Below are 15,697 nucleotides of genomic sequence, written 5' to 3'. Positions count from 1 at the left end.
CGTCTCGGCGCTATCGCGCCGATCCACCTTCTCCCACAAGGGGAGAAGGAAAGGCCGCGTTTCACCGCTTGCGATATCCTTCCAACTCCGGATCAAGCTCCACCTTCACCGCATTGGTGAACACGCAGGTTGCCACCATGATGCCGGCGAAGGCGGTGAGGTTGACCAGCAGCGTCTCGTCATAGCGGGCCTTGAGCGCTGCCCAGGTTTCGTTGGGGACGGCATTGGCATCGGCGGCGACCGCCTTGCCGAAGGAGATCAGCAGCGCCTCGTCGGCCGCCGGCTCGATCCCCTCGGGATCGATCCCGCTGTCGATCAGCGCGCGGCGGAAGAAGGTGACCGGGATCTCGGCGTGCATCGTCTCGGCGATTGCCTTCGAGAACAGCCAGACGGCGCGGTCGTCGAGCGCTGGCCGCAGCAGGTCGCGCAGCGTGAACCATTCGGCGTAGATGCGGTGGGCGGCCGGCGAGTGCAGCAAGACGCGCTTCATGTTGGTCATGCGGCCGCGCAGCGCAAGCTCGCGGTCGTGCTCGGCGCGGATTTCCTCGGGGGCGGTCGCGTAGTCGATTGCGGAGAGATGCGCCATCGCGCTCACCCCAGCGTCGCGTGAAGCGCCGGCGCGACGCGCAGCGTGTTGGAGACGGTGCAGATATGCTCGGCGTCGGCGAGGATCCGCTCTTTCGTCGCGGCATCGAGGTCGCCGGCGATCTCCAGTTTGATGTTGAACGTCTCGACCCGCGAGGGCTCGTCCTTCGCCTTCCCGCCAGTGACCTCCGCCCTCACCTCGCCCAGCCGGTCGGCGACGCCGAGGCGATTGGCGGCGATGCGGGCGCTGAGCACCATGCAAGCGGCCAGGGAAGCGTAAAGCAGGTCAAGCGGATTGAAGCCTGGAGCGCTGACCGAAGTCACCACATCGACAGTGCCACCGGTTGGTGTGGTCACCGTCGGCAACCCACCGGGCGGGAGGTCCGCCAGCGCACCGGTCGTTCTGGTCCTCACCTTGAGCTCACTCATCGACTGTCCTTTCCGCCGCGAGGCCGCTCTACGCCCCGGCGTGCCTTCGCGCTTCATATTGTATCGCTTACTTCGCACAAGATGGATTTCAGCCACCTTCGTGCGGCCCGCCGTGCCAGTCCGGCGCGCGAAAATCGTCCACCCGCCGCGCCGACGGCAGCGGATCATTAGCGCTTCCTAAACCGCAAAGGGGTATGCCTTGCGGATTAGCGGTGGAGTCGTCGATGAGCGCCTTCAGGCGAATGGCCGGATTTGTGCTGATCCTGTTGACAGGGGCTGTGACGCTGGCCGCGCTGCGCATCGACTCCGAGCGCAATTTCGCCCTTGCCAAGCAACGCTACCTTGAGAATTCGCAGGCCGGATCCAGGGCGACCGCCAAAACCGTCGAGGATGCGCTGCGATCGATCTACGAGAATGTCCGGACGCTGACCTATCTGCCCAGCGTTCAAAACCTCGACCGGCATGGCACCAACCTCGGCGACGAGGGCCGTGCCACGATCCAGCAGATCTACAACAACCTGGCCAGCAACGTTTCCATTTCCGAAGTCTACTTCCTGCCGCTGGACTTCGACCCCGACCGCTTCGATCCGGTGACAGGCAAGCTCGAGGAGCCGATCCTTCAGTTCGACCAGCTGATCGTCAACGCCAGGGCAAGGGCCGATGCCGACGATCGAAAGCCGAGGAAGCTGGACAATCAATCGCTTCAGCGGCCGGCGGAGGAGGTCGAGACCTATGAGTACCACGAACTTGCCAAGCAGCTTGCCTGGCTGAAGGCGAATTATCCGGATTCAAGTGGCATCGACGGTCTCAACGTGCCGATCATCGGCACGAAGGAACTGATCACCTGCGACAACACCGATTTCATCCACAGCGGCAACGATGCCGACCGCTCGGGCTTCATCCTCTCGGTTCCCGTTTTCGCGGCTGACGGCACGCTTCGCGGCTCGGTCTCGGCGATCATGCTGACCTCGGCGTTGCGCAAGCTGCTGCCCAGCAGCGACTACGTCATCGTCAATTCCGACTATGGCTTCGAATCCGACCAGCACCGGCTTTCGACAGCCCTAGCGGCCGACACAAAATCGTTCACGGCGCCAGATTCCAAGCTGATCTATTCCGAAGTCATTCCGCTCTCGCTCAACGATCCCAGAAGCGCATGGCGGCTGTGGGCCGGCTTTCCCAACAGCCGGTTCGAAAGCGACGTCGATGTCCAGTCGGTGAAGCAATTCGAGCTGGCGGGCTACGCCGCCATTGCCGTCGTCACGCTGCTCGCCCTAGCGTGCTGGCATGCGATCGCGCGGAGCATGTCGATGCAGGCGGAGGCTGCCGAAACCCTGGAGCGGCGCGTGGAGGAACGCACCGCCGAGATACAGCATCTTGCGACACACGATATTCTTACCGGACTGCCCAATCGCGGCCTGCTGGCCGAGACGATGGACGAGGCGCTGCGGAGCTTGCGGGACGGCGAAAAGTTGGCGGTACACTGCATCGACCTCGACCGGTTCAAACCGGTGAACGACACGCTCGGCCATCCGGTGGGCGACGAGCTTCTCGTGGCCGTGGCCAAGCGCCTCAGGCAGCAGGCCGGCGAAACCGCGATGGTGGCGCGGGTCGGCGGCGACGAATTCATCGTCATTCAGTTGCTTTTTGACAGCGACGCGCAGGCCGGCGGGTTGGCCAGCCGGGCCATTCACGCGCTTTCGGCGGAATTCGTGATCCAGGGACACAAGATCGGCATCGGCGCCAGCGTCGGCATCGCTGTGTTTCCCGACGACGGCGACAGCTCGGAAATCCTCATCCGCAACGCCGACCTCGCGCTCTACAAGGCCAAGATGGAAGGCCGAGGCACCTGCCGGTCGTTCGAGCCGGGAATGGATGCGCGCCTGCAGGAGCGTCGCCTGCTCGAAGCGGAACTGGCGCTTGCCGTGGCGCAGGATCAGTTCGTGCTGCACTATCAGCCTCTGCATGACGCAAAGACCTCCAAGCTTACCGGCTTCGAAGCCCTCGTGCGATGGAACCATCCGCGGCTCGGCCTGCTGCCGCCGGGCGAATTCATCCAGCTCGCGGAGGAAACCGGGGTTATCGAAGGGCTTGGCGAGTGGATCATGCGGCAAGCCTGCGCAGACGCGGCGAGTTGGCCTCAGCCGGTCAAGATCGCCGTCAATCTCTCGCCGGCCCAGTTCAAGCAGCAGGGTCTGCCGCTTCAGGTTGCCTCGGCGCTCGCCACGTCCAATCTCTTGCCGTCACGGCTGGAGCTAGAGATCACGGAGTCGGTGCTGTTGGCCCACAATGAGCATACGATCCAAACGCTGCACGGCCTGCGCGACCTTGGCGTCAGCATCGCCATGGATGACTTCGGCACCGGCTACTCCTCGTTGAGCTACCTGCGGTCGTTTCCGTTCGACCGCATCAAGATCGATCGCAGCTTCGTCAGCCTGATGTGCGAGAGCAGCGAAAGCCGGGCTATCGTCAAGGCCGTCGCCGAACTCGGCAGCACGCTCGGCATGACGACCACGGCGGAGGGCGTCGAGACGCAAGACCAGTATCTGCTGGTCAGGGAGAACGGCTGCACGGATGTCCAGGGATGGCTGTTCGGGCGGCCTATGCCGGCCTCCCAGCTGCATGTGCTTTTCGAGCAGCACGCAGCCTTGACCGCATAGGTGGTTCAGCGGTCCAGCGCCAGGTCAACGAAATGGCCCGCCGAGGCGGGCCTTTTCGTTGGGTGTTCAACGCCTACTTCGTCAGATCGAGCGCCGCCGTCAGATCGCCCATCGGCGGCTGGTCGTTGTTGCGCAGCGCCTTGTCGCGGGCGACGATGCCCGGCAGCACCGGCAGGTCGTAGCGGTTGGTGATGAAGCGCAGGATCGAGGTGGTGTCGTACTGCGTGTGGTCGACCATGCCCATCTTGGCATAGGGCGAGATGATGAAGGCCGGGATGCGGTTGCCCGGGCCCCAGCGATCGGCCTTGGGCGGCGCGACGTGGTCCCAGAAGCCGCCATTCTCGTCATAGGTGACGACGACCAGCATATGCGCCCATTGCGGGCTCTTTTCGAGATGCGCGACGAGGTCGGCCAGATGCTGGTCGCCAGAGGTCACATCGGCATAGCCGGCGTGCTCGTTGAGGTTGCCCTGCGGCTTGTAGAAGGTGACGGCCGGCAGCTTGCCATCGTCGATCGCCTTGATGAACTCGACGCCGTCGAGGCCGCCATCCTTGATGTGCTCGGCGCGAGCGGGCGTGCCCGGCGCATAGGCCGCGAAATAGTTGAAGGGCTGGTGGTGGAACTGGAAATTCGGCACGGGCGTCGCGTTCTTGCCGTCGAGCGCCGCCTGCCAGGCGCCCGAATACCAGGCCCAGGAAATGCCCTTCAGCGACAGTAGGTCACCGATGGTGATCTCGTGCTGCGGCGGCAGCGTGGTCGGCTGCGCCGGATCGGCCAGCGCCTTGTCACCACCCTCCGCCGGCTTGTTGGCGCTCGGCTGGTAAGGCGGCTGCATGGTGTTGACGGCGTAGAAGTCGGGCGTGATGGCGCCGTCATTGGCGAATTTCGGCACGCCACCCAGCGCCGAGGCGGGCGAATTGTCGGCCGGCTTCAGCGTCACGCCATCCGGCTCGACGATGGCGATCTGGCCCTTCACCGGGCTGGTGTCGGCGTTCGGATAGTAAGGCGCGCAGGCGCAGGCGAGCATGAAGTGGTTGAGGAAGGAGCCGCCGAAGGCCCCCTGGAAGAAGTTGTCCGCCAGCACGTATTTCTTGGCGATGTTCCACATCGGCAGATTCGAGCCGTCGTAATGGCCCATGACCAGCGAGCCGGAATCGGCCCAGGCGACGAACTTGTCGTTCCGGCCGCCGTCGATCTGCATCTGCTCCTGGTAGAAGCGGTGCCAGAGGTCGTGCGTGACGACGTTGGTGCTTTCGTTGAAGCCCTTGGGGTCGTCGATCGCGAAAGCGGCATTGGGAAGATGCGCGCTCTGCGCTTCCGTCACCGCCGGGGTGACGCCCTTGCCGGTCAGTCCGCCCCATGCCGGCGGCAATTCCGAAAGCGGCTTGCCGTCGCGGTCGAGCTGGCGCGCCTGGTCGAGCGAGACATTGGCCAGGCCGTTGGCGCCGGGGAAGCCGCCATAGAGGTTATCGAAGCTGCGGTTCTCGGCGTAGATGACGACGACGGTGTCGATCTTGTCGTAGCCGGGAGGAGCCGCGTGGGCAGCAATGGAGAGCGATGCCAGCGCCGTGGAGGCGAGGCAGAGCGAGAGAAAGGACCGGGTCATCGGGAAATGCCTCGTGGCTTGGGAATGGCTGGAGGACGGCAATGCAGGCAAGCAACCTGCATCTATGCCCAGCTACTTCGGTGCGTTGTCACCTTTGTGACAGTTCCGCCCCGGCCGAACACGGTTTCGTGAGCGAATACGCCGGTCATCAATCCGTTGCACTCGATCCTTACGTCGCGAACGGAATCGGGCGAAGGAAATCAGGGATGTCGCCGCAGACGATGGGACGGAAAAATCACACGATCGCCCTTCTGACTGCCTCGATGGTCGGCTTGACCGCGCCTGCCAACACCGCGGAACCTTCCGGCGTCCATCCCGGCCCCATGTCGCGCCAGGACGCCTTTGCCCGCGCCGACGCGCTGACTGCGCTCGGGCGGCAGATGTTCTTCGACCCTTCGCTCTCGGCCTCGGGCAAGCAGGCCTGCTCGTCCTGCCACGATCCCAACCACGCCTTCGGACCGGCCTCGGCTTCGCCGGTCGAGATAGGCGGGGCAAAGCTCGACCAGCCGGGCGTCCGCACTGTCCCATCGCTGCGCTACCTGCAGGCGGCGCCGGCCTTCACCGAGCATTTTTACGACTCCGAGGACGAAGGCGACGAAAGCGTCGACAATGGCCCGACCGGCGGCCTGACCTGGGACGGCCGCGCCGACCATGGCAAGGACCAGGCGAGGATTCCGCTGCTGTCGTCCTTCGAGATGGGCAACAAAGACGAGGCCGAGGTGGTCGCCAGCCTGCGCAAGGCGCCCTATGCCGATGCCTTCAAGGCGGCGTTCGGCGCCGATGTCTTCGACGACCCAAAGGACGCCTTCGACGCTGCGGTGGATGCGCTCGGCACCTTCGAGCAGAGCAGCGCCGACTTCTATCCCTATTCCAGCCGCTACGACGCCTTCCTCGCCGGCAAGGCGCAGCTTTCCGCACAGGAGCTGCGCGGCCGCATGCTGTTCGAGGACGAGACCAAGGGCAATTGCGCAAGCTGTCACTTGAGCGAGCCGGCCAATGACGGCGAGCCGCCGCAGTTCACCGATTACGGCCTAATCGCGGTCGCCGTGCCGCGCAATCCGGCGATTCCCGCCAACGCCGATCCCAATTATGTCGACCTTGGCCTGTGCGGCCCGCTGCGCACCGATTTCAAGGGCCGCGCCGAATATTGCGGCCTGTTCAAGACGCCGACCCTGCGCAACGTGGCCTTGCGCAAAAGCTTCTTCCACAATGGCTATTTCCACGCGTTGCGCGAGGCGGTCGCCTTCTACGCCAGCCGCGACAGCGACCCCGCGCGCTGGTATCCGAAGATGGCGGACGGCACGGTCGACAAATTCGACGACCTGCCAAAGGCCTACTGGCCGAACCTCAACACCGACCCGCCGTTCAACGGTAGAAAGCCCGGCGACAAGCCGGCGCTGAGCGACGCCGAGATCGACGACATCGTCGCCTTCCTCGGCACGCTGACCGACGCCGACCAGGCGGGGCAGTAAGGCAAACGGCCAAGGCGATTGATGGGGACGCACGGCATGCTTGCAGCCGGGGCCGTCTATCCACCGTAAATGTGTGCCAATGTGAGCCACGTCATAGGAACGCCAAGTCGCGCCTGCTATGTTGCCCATCTCTTCACAGATGGAGTCTCCGATGCGGTTCGTCGCGGTGCAGGAGCCGCCCGGCAGCACTTGGGCGGTGTTCGATGCGGGTATTGGCGCACCGGCCGAATATGCCGGCCGGGTGCTTATCGGCCTGACATCGCGCGAAGCCCGCTGGTTCGCCGCCGTGGGCAACGACCACGCAGCCTGGCCGCGGCCCGGCCGGCCGGGCGCGCAACTGTGGCTGGTCAGCGGAGGCGGCTCGCAGCCGATCCGGGAAAGACACAACCAAACAGGCGGTTGAGAAGGCGCGCTGCCGGATTGATTCAAGGCAGTGCGGCCTCGGTTGTTGCCTCTCAGTGCGCCGGCGCGTAGCGACTCACCACCATGCCGCAGGCATAGGGCTTCGAGCCGAGGAGCTTCAGCCTGCCAAAACCGCCCTTGTCGAAGATGCGGCGGCCGCTGCCCACAACCACCGGATTGATGAAGAGCTGAAACTCGTCGACCACCCCGGCGGCGATCAGCGCAGCGGCAAAGCCCGCGCCGCCGAACACGGCGATGTCGCCGCCCTCGCCTTGCTTCAGCGCAGCGACCTCGCGTGGCAGGTCGCCGCTGACGAGCCGCGTGCGTTCCCAGCGCGATGCCTCGAGCTTGCCGCTCGCCACAACCTTCTCAGCCTCCACGATGCGCTGCGCGAAGGCGTAGAAAGGGTCCTTCGGAAATTTCCTCGCCGCGTTGCTCCAATGGGTCAGATACCCCTCCTCAGCCATCTTGCGGCTCAACAGGATGGTGTCGATACAAGCAAAGACGGCGTTGAAGTCCCGCTTGAGCTCCTCGTCCCAGGCGCTGTCATCGCCCCATTCCCAGAGCTGCCAGTGATGCCCCTCGTCGGCGCCGACAAAACCGTCGACCGACATCTGCATCTGCAGGATGAGCTTCTTCATGTCCGGTTCCCTCGCGCTTAATTGCTTTACTTTCGGAACCATTGACCCAGATCGGGAAATGGTGTCAATAGTAAAGTGATTTAAAAATGGAACCATACTGATGTCGACCAAGGGACGGTCCGGCTGTCCGATCAGCCTCTCGCTCGAATTGCTCGGCGACCGCTGGACGCTGCTCATCATCCGCGACCTGGCCTTTGCCGGGAAACGGCATTTTCGCGAGTTCCTGCAATCCGACGAAGGCATCTCGTCGCGCACGCTGGCCGAGCGGCTGCAGACGCTGGTCGACGAAGGCGTCCTCACCCGCAGCGACGACCCGAGCCATGGGCTGAAGGCGATCTATCGGCTGACCGAGGCTGGCATCGACCTTTTGCCGATGCTGGCGGCACTGGGCGCCTGGGGCAGCAAATATCGCAAGGCGGACGACAACCTTGCGCGGATAGCGGATGAGCTGGCGGCCGGCGGCCAGCCGGCGCTCGAGCAGATGAAAGAAAAGCTGAAAGCCGAGCATCTGGAGTAACGGGGCGGCGTGCTGTCGGCGCACCGGCCGTCCAATGCTGCGGCGAGGCGGCCGCCAGCGTCGGCTGTCCGCGAGCCGATCGATCAAACATTGGACAACAATCCCCCTCGCCTGTCAGCGAGGCCGTCCGTGTCACTGCAGCCCTACCGGCTCCTCGGCCGGCGGCTCCCCGGGCAATCCCAGTCGCAGTCGCTCCTCCTCGGCGAATATCTCGGCCTGCGCGTGAATGTCGAACACTTGCTGCGTCAGCCTGCCGCCATCGACGACACGCACTATCCATTGGCCATTGAGGGTTTTTACGCGGACACTGTCTGGCTCGCTTGTTACCATATACAGCCCCTGCTCATCGCTCGAAGAACTTCCTGCCTCCGACCAAATACGATCTAGAGCGCCTGGAGTTGCCGGAAAGCGGGGCTTATTAGTCTTTAGTGCAATGGTACTCGCCAATATCCGATATATTTGCGGATCCTGATGAATAAAAACGAGTATGGAGGCGAAGGGACGCCGTTGCGCCCAGCTCATTGGAATTCGACTTCGATATAGAGTTCGGTCTGCGATACGATACGGCAGCGCATTTCGAAAGCGTCTGAGCGGACTTGCGGATTGCCCGGTCTGGCACTTGGCCGGGCGGGAGCGCGAATGAATTCGCCGCGCGGCTGCGGCCCGGTCGCCTTGGGGGGTGATACTGGGTTCGGCGGCCGGGCCTGACCGGAGTTTGCGAGGCCGCCGGCTGTCATAAACATGCGCTTGGGCCCGACCAAGGACAAGAACGACCTAGGCCCTAGGACCAAAGCTGCAAGGACATGGCCGACAGGACCAGTTGCGCTTTGACGACTGGGAAGAACGTGCCGAACGCCGGCCGCGTCAAAAGCCCAAGAAATGCCGGCCGAGGAGATAGCCGAGCGCCGCCACGACCAACGGGAACAGCGCCGGCGCCGCCCTGCTGAACAGAGAGGGGTTTATCTCCTTGGCGGGAGCGCTGGGTTTGGCATTGCCGAGGTTTTTGGTCATGAGCTCATTACCGGTTGGGGGCTAGCTGCCGGCTGAGCCATTAAATTAGAAGTCTCTTATTAAGTTTCCGGCAAGCCCAACGCTACAATTCGCGGCAATTTATTCCGACTACTGGGTGCGCTCGGCAAGCGCAAAGGCCTGGAGATTGCGCGACTTGCCAGGATCCTGGTCGGCGTTGGCGATGATGGCGTGGAAGGCCGCGCGGGCGATGTCCTTCTTCTTGGCGTCCGGATGCAGTTTTCGCACCGCCTTGAGCAAGTCTTTCGGTTTCATATCGGGGGTGACAACGCGCATCAGCGTATCGCCCATGGCCTGCAATTCGCTGGCATCCATAACGATGAACCCTGGTTTGACGGCATCCAGCCTAGCATATAGCGGGGCGAGCGCGTCACTTTTGTGATGCGCCGATGGAGTCGGAGCCAGTCTCTCTAGAGAATTTTAGTAGCGAAAGCGTCCAGCCGTGAATTTTCTCGGTAGCAAAGCCGTACGGCCAGCGCGGCAGCAATCCCGGTAACCGCGCCGCCGACGATGTCACCGGCATAGTGGATGCCGATATGCAGCCGCGACCAGCAGATCAGCACCGCCACGACAAGCAAGGCGAGCGTGCGGCGCGGCAGCGCCTGCATGGCGAAGGCGGCGACGATGGCCATGCTGGCGGTCGCGTGATCGGACGGGAACGACCAGTCGGCGCTGGGCGTGATCAAAAGATGCGTGACGCCGGCATCGTATGGCCTGATCCGGTGGACGAACAGCAGGATGACCTGGTTGATCGCCAACCCGAGGAGGAAGGAAAGGCCGGCGGACAGGCAGGCATGGCGCACATGGGCGCGGTCGGTCCTCGACCACCATTGCAGGGCCACCGCGATCACCATCAGCGGCACGCCGATTTGTGAGATGGCGATCATTGTTCTATCAAGGAGCGGGCTGATGCCGGCAGCTGAATTGATCCAGTGCGTGAGAGAAACGTCCATTCTAGCTTGATTTCCCTGGCCTATCGTGAGGTCGATCGTTGAAGCCCGCCGACGAACATCGCATTCACCAGCTCTTTGAGGTCAGCGTATGGCTAAAAGGTGCCCATGCCTTGATCGAATGCATCGGCGGCATCCTGCTCTACCTCGTCACCACCGACACCATCGCCTCCTGGGTCAACATGTTCACCCAGGAAGAGCTGATCGAAGATCCGAACGATTTCATAGCTGGCTATCTGTCGCAGACGGCGAGCCAGTTTTCGCTGGACAGCAAGGAGTTCTACGCCTTCTACCTGCTCAGCCACGGGCTGATTAAGCTTCTGCTGGTTATCGGCCTGCTGCGCGGCAAGCTGTGGGCCTATCCGGCCTCGCTCGCGGCGCTCGGCGCCTTCATGGCCTATCAGGTCTACCGCTACTCCTACACGCATTCGCCCGGCCTGCTTGCACTGACCGTATTCGATGTGATCGTCATGTGGCTGATCTGGCAGGAGTGGAAAGCAGTGCGCCGCCACATGGCCGGCTGAACTCCGGGGCACCCGCGTCTTCACGGTATGCTTCACCGGCCCTGGTGAGCCGCGACGCCATCAATTTTGCCTGAGACGAATAGTTGGAGCGGTTCAGCCATTCTGTCGAAAACTGCACCGCTCCGGTTTTTTACGCGGGCACCAGGACGGCGATCCGATGGATGCCGACCTCCTTGCTCGTATTCGTCGCCTCGTCGGTCTTGCCCTTGGAGCAGGTGTACATGTCACCCACCTTGAGCTTGAACTCCTTGTCTACCTTCTTGATGGTGAATGCACCCGCAGTGATCGTGCACACCATGTCGTTGTCCATCACGCTTTGAGGCGCGTGCGCTCCCGGTTGAAACACGACATCGACAATGGAGATGCTCTTGTAGGCGGGAATGTCGGAATTGCCGGTGCCGACTTCCACCACCCTGACGCCGGGCGCGATTTCCTTGCCGTCCTTCGGACCGTACTTTTTGGTTTTCGCAAATGTTGCCGTTGCGAACAGGGGCGCAACCGTCGCGGCCGTCACGCCGAGAGCTATCGCAGACCTGCGATTCATCGTTGTCATCGCATCCTCCCTAAACCTGCCATGCACGGAAAAGCATGGCTGCTTAATATTAGCACGAACTGATTTTCTTGTGCAGAGCGGAAGCTTGCCGATGGCAGCCTCACTGCTGCTTTTGCCGGAACTTCGAATGGCAGCTCGAGCAATCCTGCAGGATGAGGTGCAGGAGATGTTCGGCCGGCAGCTTGGCCGGATCGGCTTCGACCGCACCCGGCCGCTTGCCGAGCAGGCTGCCGCCATCCATGGGTAGACCGCTCATTCGCATGTCGGCGGTGATCCCGGCCGGCGCCGACTTCGCCTTGGCGTCGAGCGCGCCGGCGAGCCGACCGAGATGGCGGGCGAGTGCCTCGAACTCGGGCCGGGCCTGTTCGATCTCCGGTTTGGCGCCGGACGGCGCGCCAAGCGTGCCCGACGGGAATTCGGCGATCAAAGCAGCGCCGGCGCGGGTACTGAGCGTATCCGCCGCCGCCTTGAAAGCGGCAGGCTCATAGGCGCGCCTGCCGTCGAACATTTCGGCGAGCGCCCTGGAGGCGGCGGCCATTTCCTTCATCGAGGCCTGGCGCGCCGCCACGACTGCATGGCTCGTATCCCCCGCCGGCGACGGAGCGGCGGCCAGCGAGCCGGCGAGCGCAAGCATTGCCGCCCCAAGAACGGTACGCGGCTTCATGCGCGCACGTCGACAATGCCCATCATGCCGAGCTGCTCATGCTCGAGGATGTGGCAGTGATACATGCGCGTGCCCGGCCGTTCCTGGCGCGTGCGGAGCCGCACCGTCTCGCCGCGTGCTACGTTGACCGTGTCCTTCCACGCTAGATAAGGCGGCTTGGCGACCTTGCCGTCGCGTTCGCGTTCGACCACCTGGAACTGGGTGCCGTGGATATGGAACGGATGGTCCATGTCGGCCTGGTTGACGATTTCCCAAAGCTCGGTGTCGCCGGCCCTGGCGACGATGTCGGCGCGCCCCATGTCGAACGCCTTGCCATTGATCAGGAAGCCCATCTCCATGCCGGTGGCGTTCATCGCCATGGTCTCGGTGAATACGAGGCGGCGGCTGACCGTGGGAGCCCCTAGCGGCGCGATCGGCCTCAACCGCTCGGGCAGCGGCGGCATCGCCTCGGCCGGCGCGTCGGAGACATCGACCGTCAGCAACGTCAGCCCGGCGTCCGTGGGCCGGCCAGGACCCATCCAGCCGCGGTCATAGTCGAGCGTGGTGAGGGTGGCAGTGCCCGACCGGTCGAAGGCGACGACCAGTTCGACACGTTCGGCCGGGCTGAGCAATATCTCCTCGGCCACAACTGGCGCCTCCAGGAGACCGCCGTCGCTGCCGATCACGGTCATCGCGGCGTTGGCGAAAGCGAGCCTGAGGAAGCGCGCATTGGTGGCGTTGTAGAGCCGCAGGCGCCGCTTCGCGCCACGCGCCATCGCCAGCTTCGGGTTCTTCTGGCCGTTGACCAACACATGATCGCCGACCCTGCCGTTCATCAGGTCGGTCATGGTGTTGTCGGGCATCGAGCCGTCCGCGGCAAGGCGAAGGTCGGTGAACATGAGCACGGTATCGCCATAGGCGGCCGGGATCGGATCGGCTTTGGCCTTGACGACGAAGGCGCCGGCAAGGCCGCGATAGACCTGCTCGGCCGTCCGGCCATGCGGATGCGGGTGATACCAGTAGGATCCGGCCGAGCCCTCGGGCAGTTCGAAGGCGTAGACACGGTCGGCGCCCGCCGCCACCGGGTCCATCGGATTGCCGTCCTGGTCTGCCGGCACCGGCATGCCGTGCCAGTGGACGGTGCTTTGCTCGCCCGCGATCCGGTTGGCGAAGGTGATCTCGACGCGGTCGCCTTCATAGGCCACGATCAGCGGCCCCGGGCTCGTGCCGTTATAGGCAAGGATCGGCGTGTCCTGGCCCTCGACGAAGCGCGCCGTGGCCGCCTCCGCCGTCAGCCTCGCCTGGAACAGCCCGGGCCGGCCGGCCTCGTTGGCAAGCAGCGGCAATTGGCGCAGCCCCTCGCCCTCGGGCAGCGTGACGGGCGCTTGCGCCATGGCGCCCATGTCATGGCCCGCATGACTGCCCATTCCCGGCATCGAGTCCATGCCGGACATGCTGTCCATCTTCATCTGCGCCAGCGCGCGAGAACCCGACAGAGCCGTTGCCAGGCCAGCCATCAGAAAGCCGCGTCGGTGCATTTTCCGTCTCCTCGATCGTGTTTGGGAAGGGCGCCGCCTGGACGACCCTCCAACACGCTACGGGTTCCAGCAACTGGAAGGTCAAGCGAAAATCGAGCAGGCAGGTACGCCAAGGTCCGTGTCTGGCTTCGCGCAAAAGAAAATGCCGGGACAGCCCTGCCACATGCTCCCGCCGCCGTTTTTTAACCCCAATCGCCCTCTAGCCGGCTGAAGACGCTGCGGTTCCAGCCCTCACGTTTTCTTGACAGAGGCTGGAAAAACGGGCAGCAAGCGGGTGAGGGAGAGCATTTCTACCGTGGCAAAGACCATGGAGGGCTCTTTTTTCGTATGGACCGTCGCCAAATCGGCGATTGGTGGAGGGATTGGTTAACCAACTTTGTCCATCTTTTGAATCAATCGGCAACAGACGCGAGTAGGTGCAGGGGGCACCAGCGAACTGTGATCGTGACGGGTGCCAGGTCCGCAAACCGGCATGCCGATTGAGAGTGGTCGTATGGCGTTTTTGCGTTTGAAAATCCGGGGTGACGCTCCTCATGGGGAGGTAACTTCGAAAAAGTCTGGTCATCGTTGGGTCGTGGTGCCTGCTATCGGCGCCGCCCTCGCCCTATGGTCCGTCGCCACCTTGGCGGGGCTCTATTCGGTGAGCACCTCGCTGACCGCAGCTTCCAACGGATTGCCGCAAGGCCTGCTTTCCGGGCGTAGCATCGGGCTTGGCGACCAGCGCCGGCAGCTCGCCAACGCCTGGGCGCCGCATCTTGCCGGCAACGGCGGCTACCAGGCAGGCTCGCTCATCGGCAGCTGCGACGCAGGCTGCTTCAGCCTCGCGACAAGCTTCAGACATGACAGCCAAGCAGCTGAAAAACTGAAGAATAAAGGCCTCGACGGCAAGATGGCGCGCCTCAAGTTGCCGTCGCCGGACAGCGTCGCGCAGGAAAAGGTCGTGGTGGTGGCTTCGGCGGCCGGAGCCGCCGACCGTTTCGACGGCGTGGTGAAGCGCGCGGCGCTTTCGCCGCAAAAGCTTGCCGATGCCTTTGCCCGCGCCGAGAAGGCGCCGTTCCTGCTCGCCAGCCTGCCTTCGGCGAGCCGCTTCGGCGGCGCGCAGCCGAACGCCCCGATCGAAGCCCGCTTCGGTTCGCAGCCGGCCGAAATCGGCGGCGCTTCCGACTTGGCGCTGGCGCTTGCCAACATCGCGCCTGAAGATACGGCGGACGTCCCGACTGCCGTCGCGCTGCAAAACAGCGATGCGCCCGATGTTGCCGAGAATACGGAAAAGGGCCAGGACGGCGAATACCAGGTCGCCTCGCTGCCGCCGCAGGACGATCTGCCCGACGCGATTGCCGTGCCCGGCCTTCGGCCACGCACGACGCTCGAACGCGCCACCGACACGCCCGAACAGAACGCGGCCAAGCCGCAGAAACCCGAACCCTCGAAGCCGCAGGCCGCCAAGGCCAAGCCGCAGCCGGCCGCAGCCGACACCGCGCAAAGCGCACCGACGGCCGTCTCGCCGAGAAGCGGCGACCAGGCCCTACCGGGCGTAGCCGGCTCGAAGCCGGTCGTGGCCGACTCAAAGTCCAGCAAGCGCAAGGCGCAGGCGTCAGAAATGCTCGCCTATGCCAAGCCGGATACGCCGGAGCGCGGCGGGCTAGGCAGTGCGTTCCGCAACCTTTTCAACGGACCCTCGACGGGCAATGGCGTCGCCGTCTACGATATCTCGGCCAAGACGGTCTACATGCCGGACGGCTCCAGGCTGGAGGCGCATTCGGGATTGGGCTCGATGGTCGACCAGCCACGCTTCGTCAACAAGAAGAATGTCGGCCCGACGCCGCCCGACACCTACAATCTGTCGATGCGTGAATCGCGCTTCCATGGCGTCGAGGCGATCCGGCTGACGCCGACCAGCGGCAGCAACAAATATGGCCGCAACGGCCTGCTCGCCCACACCTACATGCTGCGCGGCGGGCGCGCCGAGTCGAACGGCTGCGTCGTCTTCAAGGACTATCACCGCTTCCTCGCCGCCTACAAAAACGGCAAGATCAAGCGCCTTGTCGTGGTCCCTCGCCTGACAAGCTCCCCCACCCGGGTCGCCCAGGAAGGCCGCCAGGGTTAAGCCTTACATAAGCCGGCGCGCTGGTCGCCGGCTGTTATCGATCC

Annotated in this window: 17 protein-coding genes; 6 read left to right on the top strand and 11 right to left on the bottom strand. The window is 63.9% G+C overall.

Annotation, left to right across the window (positions count from 1 at the left end; genetic code table 11):
• Positions 1–61 precede the first annotated feature (61 nt).
• Both WDX12_RS22205 and WDX12_RS22200 read right to left on the bottom strand, forming a co-directional pair.
• Positions 62–586: a hypothetical protein gene (locus tag WDX12_RS22205; protein ID WP_434722021.1), complete on the bottom strand. Its 525-nt coding sequence runs from the start codon at positions 584–586 to the stop codon at positions 62–64.
• Positions 587–591: 5 nt separating this feature from the next.
• Positions 592–1,014, bottom strand: coding sequence for an OsmC family protein (locus WDX12_RS22200; RefSeq protein WP_434722020.1), 423 nt, complete (start codon positions 1,012–1,014; stop codon positions 592–594).
• Positions 1,015–1,238: 224 nt separating this feature from the next.
• On the opposite strand from WDX12_RS22200, the gene WDX12_RS22195 reads away from it, so the two are divergent.
• On the top strand, positions 1,239–3,671 hold the full coding sequence (locus WDX12_RS22195; RefSeq protein WP_434722019.1) for a putative bifunctional diguanylate cyclase/phosphodiesterase: 2,433 nt from the start codon (positions 1,239–1,241) through the stop codon (positions 3,669–3,671).
• Between the two features lie 73 nt (positions 3,672–3,744).
• On the opposite strand, the gene WDX12_RS22190 is transcribed toward WDX12_RS22195, so the two are convergent.
• Entirely contained in the window at positions 3,745–5,277 is a 1,533-nt protein-coding gene (locus WDX12_RS22190; protein WP_434722018.1) for an acid phosphatase, read from the bottom strand.
• A 263-nt stretch (positions 5,278–5,540) separates the two neighbouring features.
• On the opposite strand from WDX12_RS22190, the gene WDX12_RS22185 reads away from it, so the two are divergent.
• Together WDX12_RS22185 and WDX12_RS22180 are read left to right on the top strand one after the other, a co-directional pair.
• Positions 5,541–6,749, top strand: a complete 1,209-nt coding sequence (locus WDX12_RS22185; protein WP_434725691.1) for a cytochrome-c peroxidase — start codon at positions 5,541–5,543, stop codon at positions 6,747–6,749.
• A gap of 151 nt (positions 6,750–6,900) precedes the next feature.
• Positions 6,901–7,152, top strand: coding sequence for a hypothetical protein (locus WDX12_RS22180; RefSeq protein ID WP_434722017.1), 252 nt, complete (start codon positions 6,901–6,903; stop codon positions 7,150–7,152).
• A gap of 52 nt (positions 7,153–7,204) precedes the next feature.
• Here WDX12_RS22180 and WDX12_RS22175 read toward each other — a convergent pair whose 3' ends face one another.
• Complete coding sequence (locus tag WDX12_RS22175; RefSeq protein ID WP_434722016.1) at positions 7,205–7,792, bottom strand: dihydrofolate reductase family protein; 588 nt, start codon at positions 7,790–7,792, stop codon at positions 7,205–7,207.
• A 100-nt stretch (positions 7,793–7,892) separates the two neighbouring features.
• Between WDX12_RS22175 and WDX12_RS22170 the strand changes: the two genes are divergently transcribed.
• Positions 7,893–8,309 carry a winged helix-turn-helix transcriptional regulator gene (locus tag WDX12_RS22170; RefSeq protein ID WP_434722015.1) on the top strand — a complete coding sequence of 139 codons (417 nt, stop codon included), beginning with the start codon at positions 7,893–7,895 and terminating at the stop codon, positions 8,307–8,309.
• Positions 8,310–8,441: 132 nt separating this feature from the next.
• Here the strand turns inward: WDX12_RS22170 and WDX12_RS22165 are convergent, their stop codons facing one another.
• From WDX12_RS22165 to WDX12_RS22150, 4 genes are all read right to left on the bottom strand, one after another.
• Positions 8,442–8,582, bottom strand: coding sequence for a hypothetical protein (locus tag WDX12_RS22165; protein WP_434722014.1), 141 nt, complete (start codon positions 8,580–8,582; stop codon positions 8,442–8,444).
• Positions 8,583–9,173: 591 nt separating this feature from the next.
• Entirely contained in the window at positions 9,174–9,320 is a 147-nt protein-coding gene (locus WDX12_RS22160; protein ID WP_434722013.1) for a hypothetical protein, read from the bottom strand.
• A 108-nt stretch (positions 9,321–9,428) separates the two neighbouring features.
• Entirely contained in the window at positions 9,429–9,653 is a 225-nt protein-coding gene (locus WDX12_RS22155; RefSeq protein ID WP_434722012.1) for a hypothetical protein, read from the bottom strand.
• A gap of 95 nt (positions 9,654–9,748) precedes the next feature.
• Positions 9,749–10,225: a phosphatase PAP2 family protein gene (locus tag WDX12_RS22150; RefSeq protein WP_434722011.1), complete on the bottom strand. Its 477-nt coding sequence runs from the start codon at positions 10,223–10,225 to the stop codon at positions 9,749–9,751.
• 176 nt (positions 10,226–10,401) lie between these two features.
• On the opposite strand from WDX12_RS22150, the gene WDX12_RS22145 reads away from it, so the two are divergent.
• Entirely contained in the window at positions 10,402–10,812 is a 411-nt protein-coding gene (locus tag WDX12_RS22145) for a DUF2127 domain-containing protein (RefSeq protein WP_434722010.1), read from the top strand.
• A gap of 130 nt (positions 10,813–10,942) precedes the next feature.
• Here the strand turns inward: WDX12_RS22145 and WDX12_RS22140 are convergent, their stop codons facing one another.
• The 3 genes from WDX12_RS22140 to WDX12_RS22130 form a co-directional block, all read right to left on the bottom strand.
• Positions 10,943–11,365 carry a hypothetical protein gene (locus WDX12_RS22140; protein WP_434722009.1) on the bottom strand — a complete coding sequence of 141 codons (423 nt, stop codon included), beginning with the start codon at positions 11,363–11,365 and terminating at the stop codon, positions 10,943–10,945.
• A 100-nt stretch (positions 11,366–11,465) separates the two neighbouring features.
• Positions 11,466–12,029, bottom strand: a complete 564-nt coding sequence (locus WDX12_RS22135; protein WP_434722008.1) for a cytochrome c — start codon at positions 12,027–12,029, stop codon at positions 11,466–11,468.
• Entirely contained in the window at positions 12,026–13,546 is a 1,521-nt protein-coding gene (locus WDX12_RS22130; protein ID WP_434722007.1) for a multicopper oxidase family protein, read from the bottom strand. Before WDX12_RS22130 ends, WDX12_RS22135 begins: the two co-directional genes overlap by 4 nt.
• Positions 13,547–14,123: 577 nt before the next feature.
• Here WDX12_RS22130 and WDX12_RS22125 point away from each other — a divergent pair.
• On the top strand, positions 14,124–15,653 hold the full coding sequence (locus WDX12_RS22125; protein ID WP_434722006.1) for a DUF2778 domain-containing protein: 1,530 nt from the start codon (positions 14,124–14,126) through the stop codon (positions 15,651–15,653).
• The last annotated feature ends 44 nt before the right edge of the window (positions 15,654–15,697 follow it).

The sequence above is a fragment of the Mesorhizobium sp. RIZ17 genome (assembly GCF_051127865.1).
Lineage (GTDB): Bacteria > Pseudomonadota > Alphaproteobacteria > Rhizobiales > Rhizobiaceae > Mesorhizobium > Mesorhizobium humile.
Note: the sequence above shows the minus strand (reverse complement) of the source record. Positions and strands in the feature narration are given on the sequence as shown.

What these genes read in the sequence shown, in the direction of transcription:
- WDX12_RS22205 (WP_434722021.1), bottom strand. Translation starts at nt 586, where the DNA reads ATGGCGCATCTCTCCGCAATCGACTACGCGACCGCCCCCGAGGAAATC.
- WDX12_RS22200 (WP_434722020.1), bottom strand. Translation starts at nt 1,014, where the DNA reads ATGAGTGAGCTCAAGGTGAGGACCAGAACGACCGGTGCGCTGGCGGAC.
- WDX12_RS22195 (WP_434722019.1), top strand. Translation starts at nt 1,239, where the DNA reads ATGAGCGCCTTCAGGCGAATGGCCGGATTTGTGCTGATCCTGTTGACA.
- WDX12_RS22190 (WP_434722018.1), bottom strand. Translation starts at nt 5,277, where the DNA reads ATGACCCGGTCCTTTCTCTCGCTCTGCCTCGCCTCCACGGCGCTGGCA.
- WDX12_RS22185 (WP_434725691.1), top strand. Translation starts at nt 5,541, where the DNA reads ATGGTCGGCTTGACCGCGCCTGCCAACACCGCGGAACCTTCCGGCGTC.
- WDX12_RS22180 (WP_434722017.1), top strand. Translation starts at nt 6,901, where the DNA reads ATGCGGTTCGTCGCGGTGCAGGAGCCGCCCGGCAGCACTTGGGCGGTG.
- WDX12_RS22175 (WP_434722016.1), bottom strand. Translation starts at nt 7,792, where the DNA reads ATGAAGAAGCTCATCCTGCAGATGCAGATGTCGGTCGACGGTTTTGTC.
- WDX12_RS22170 (WP_434722015.1), top strand. Translation starts at nt 7,893, where the DNA reads ATGTCGACCAAGGGACGGTCCGGCTGTCCGATCAGCCTCTCGCTCGAA.
- WDX12_RS22160 (WP_434722013.1), bottom strand. Translation starts at nt 9,320, where the DNA reads ATGACCAAAAACCTCGGCAATGCCAAACCCAGCGCTCCCGCCAAGGAG.
- WDX12_RS22155 (WP_434722012.1), bottom strand. Translation starts at nt 9,653, where the DNA reads ATGGATGCCAGCGAATTGCAGGCCATGGGCGATACGCTGATGCGCGTT.
- WDX12_RS22150 (WP_434722011.1), bottom strand. Translation starts at nt 10,225, where the DNA reads ATGATCGCCATCTCACAAATCGGCGTGCCGCTGATGGTGATCGCGGTG.
- WDX12_RS22140 (WP_434722009.1), bottom strand. Translation starts at nt 11,365, where the DNA reads ATGACAACGATGAATCGCAGGTCTGCGATAGCTCTCGGCGTGACGGCC.
- WDX12_RS22135 (WP_434722008.1), bottom strand. Translation starts at nt 12,029, where the DNA reads ATGAAGCCGCGTACCGTTCTTGGGGCGGCAATGCTTGCGCTCGCCGGC.
- WDX12_RS22130 (WP_434722007.1), bottom strand. Translation starts at nt 13,546, where the DNA reads ATGCACCGACGCGGCTTTCTGATGGCTGGCCTGGCAACGGCTCTGTCG.